Below are 2,695 nucleotides of genomic sequence, written 5' to 3'. Positions count from 1 at the left end.
AGACGATGAGCACCCCGCCGGCGACGACGAGACGTGACACCGAATCGAGCACCTCCCACGGCGCCAGCATGTCCAGCACCGCGCGATCGAAGGAGCCGTCGGGCAACTCGGAGTCCGCGAGATCACTGATGATCAGTTGCCAATTGTCCGGCGGCTGTCCGCCGTGAAACGTCGACACGTTGCGGCGGGCGTGCTCGGCATGATCGGCGCGCTGTTCGTAGGAGGTCACCCGACCGTCCGGGCCGACGGCCCGCAGCAGCGACAACGTGAGCGCGCCCGAGCCCGCGCCCGCCTCGAGGACCCGGGCCCCGGGGAAGATGTCACCCTCGTGAACGATCTGAGCCGTGTCCTTGGGGTAGATGACCTGCGGCCCGCGCGGCATCGACATCACGTAGTCGACCAGCAGCGGACGCAGCACCAAAAACAGCGCGCCGTTGCTCGATTTGACCACGCTGCCCTGCTCCAGGCCGATCACCGCGTCATGCGCGATCGAGCCGCGATGGGTGTGGAACTCGGCACCGGCGGTCAGCACCAACGTGTAGTGGCGGCCCTTGGCGTCGGTGAGCTGAACGCGCTCCCCGACGGTGAATGGGCCGGTTGCTGACACGCGCTCTAGCGTGCCAGCCGACGCGCCGCAGTTTGTCCTCGGGGTTGTCGGTACCCCGTCCTAGGCTGCGGATATGACCGAGCAGTTGATGGCACCGGAGCGGGGCGCGCGCATGCCGCGGCCCGCCCTGTCGCCATCGCGGGCAGCGGACTTCAAACAGTGCCCGCTGCTGTATCGGTTCCGCGCGATAGACCGGTTGCCGGAGGTGCCATCGGCCGCGCAGCTCCGCGGTTCGCTGGTGCATGCCACGCTCGAGCAGCTGTACCGACTGCCGGCGCCGCTGCGGATTCCGGACACCGCGCGGGCGCTCATCGAGCCGGCCTGGGAGCAGGTGATCGCCGGGGAACCGGAGTTGGTGGCCGGCCTCGACCCCGAACAACGAACCCAACTGCTCGACGAGGCCCGTGCCTTGCTGTCCGGCTATTACCGGCTGGAGGACCCGACGCGATTCGACCCCCACGGCTGCGAGCAGCGAGTGGAGGTAGAACTCGCCGACGGGACCCTGTTGCGCGGGTACATCGACCGGGTCGACGTCGCCACCACCGGTGAACTCCGCGTGGTCGACTACAAGACCGGCAAGGCGCCACCGGAGGCGCGGGCACTGGCCGAATTCAAGGCGATGTTCCAGATGAAGTTCTACGCGGTCGCACTGCTGCGGTCCCGCGGCATATTGCCCACCCGGTTACGGCTGATCTACCTCGCCGACGGGCAGCTGCTCGACTACTCCCCCGACCACGACGAACTGCTGCGGTTCGAGAAGACCCTGATGGCGATGTGGCGCGCCATCCAGTCCGCCGGGGCGACGGGCGACTTTCGCCCCAACCCATCGAAGTTGTGTGATTGGTGTGCGCATCGAGACCTGTGCCCGGCGTTCGGGGGGACGCCGCCGCCTTACCCAGGCTGGCCTCAACCGGCGGCATGACCGGTTGCTTCTTCCGCCGCCTTCCGTCGGACGGCGATTACCAAGCTTTCCGCGCCACGGACTACACGCGCAGCAACTGGAATCCCGATATTCAGCACGGCTCGCCGCCGTTGGCGCTACTGACGAAGCTGATCGAGGAACTGGCGGCCGACTCCGGCAAGCGCATCGCCCGCCTCAGCCTGGACCTTCTCGGGGCAGTGCCGGTCGCGCCGGTACGGGCCCGGGCGTGGGTGGAGCGTCCGGGCTCGCGGATCAGCATGGTGGTCGCCGAGATGGTGACCGAGCGCCCGGTGGCGCGAGTGACCGCCTGGCTGGTGGCGGTCTCGGATACCGCCGATGCGGCCTCGGACCGTTATCCGCCGCTGGTGGAGGGATCCGCCGCGCCGCTTCCCGCCGTTTTCGCCGACGCCCACGGCTATTTCGACGCGCTGGATTCGCGCCGCCAGCACACCGACGGAGACGGCGAGGAACTGTGGTGGTTCAGCCTGCGGGCCCACGTCGTGGACGACGAGCCGACGTCCGCGGTGCAGCGACTGGCCGCGGTGGTCGACTGCGCCAACGGCGTTGGGGCGGTCCTGGATTTCACCCAGTTCGTCTTCATGAACACCGACACGGTGGTGCACTTGCACCGCCTGCCCGTCGGCAACGATTTCGCGCTACGCGCCCGCGCCTCAATCGGTCCAGATGGGGCCGGCGTCACGACGGCCGAGGTGTTCGACAGCACCGGATTCGTGGGGACGTCGGCACAGACCCTGCTGGTGCAGCGCCTGTGACTGACTAGTCGAGCGGGACCATCTCCTGCAGAACCGTGGGAATGAGTTCGCTGACCGTGGGATGAATGTGCATGGTCCGCGACAGCGTGGTGTAGGGCGCCTTCGCCGACATCACATCCAAGATGCAATGGATCGCCTCATCACCGCCGACCCCGAATACGGCGGCTCCGAGGATCTCGTCGGTGTCGGCGTCCACCACCACTTTCATGAAGCCTTGCGTTTCACCCTTCTCCACCGCGCGTCCGACCCGGGTCATCGGCCGCTTGCCGACCAGCGCCTTGCGCCCGGACGCGCGCACCTGGTCGACGGTCATACCCGCGCGCCCGAGCGGCGGGTCGATGTAGAGCGCGTAGGTGGTGATCCGGTCACTGACTCGGCGCGGGTCGTCGTCGA

General features: G+C 68.0%; 3 protein-coding genes and 1 pseudogene. 2 read left to right on the top strand and 2 right to left on the bottom strand.

Annotated elements, in window-relative coordinates; translation table 11 throughout:
* Positions 1-607, bottom strand: a 607-nt coding sequence (gene trmI, locus A9W95_RS07605) for a tRNA (adenine(58)-N(1))-methyltransferase TrmI (protein WP_067410358.1), incomplete at its 3' end; no start/stop codon positions are given.
* Between the two features lie 88 nt (positions 608-695).
* On the opposite strand from trmI, the gene A9W95_RS07600 reads away from it, so the two are divergent.
* Positions 696-1,529, top strand: a complete 834-nt coding sequence (locus A9W95_RS07600; RefSeq protein ID WP_156746064.1) for a RecB family exonuclease — start codon at positions 696-698, stop codon at positions 1,527-1,529.
* The gene (locus A9W95_RS07595; protein WP_067410360.1) at positions 1,526-2,302 is read left to right on the top strand and encodes a thioesterase family protein; all 777 of its coding nucleotides are present in this window, start codon (positions 1,526-1,528) and stop codon (positions 2,300-2,302) included. The genes A9W95_RS07600 and A9W95_RS07595 overlap by 4 nt, the downstream gene beginning before the upstream one ends.
* Before the next feature lie 4 nt (positions 2,303-2,306).
* Here A9W95_RS07595 and A9W95_RS07590 read toward each other — a convergent pair.
* Positions 2,307-2,695 (bottom strand): annotated as a pseudogene (locus A9W95_RS07590) (pyruvate/2-oxoglutarate dehydrogenase complex dihydrolipoamide dehydrogenase); the annotation flags it as partial.

This window comes from Mycobacterium sp. 1423905.2 (genome assembly GCF_001673155.1).
GTDB lineage: Bacteria > Actinomycetota > Actinomycetes > Mycobacteriales > Mycobacteriaceae > Mycobacterium.
Note: the sequence above shows the minus strand (reverse complement) of the source record. Positions and strands in the feature narration are given on the sequence as shown.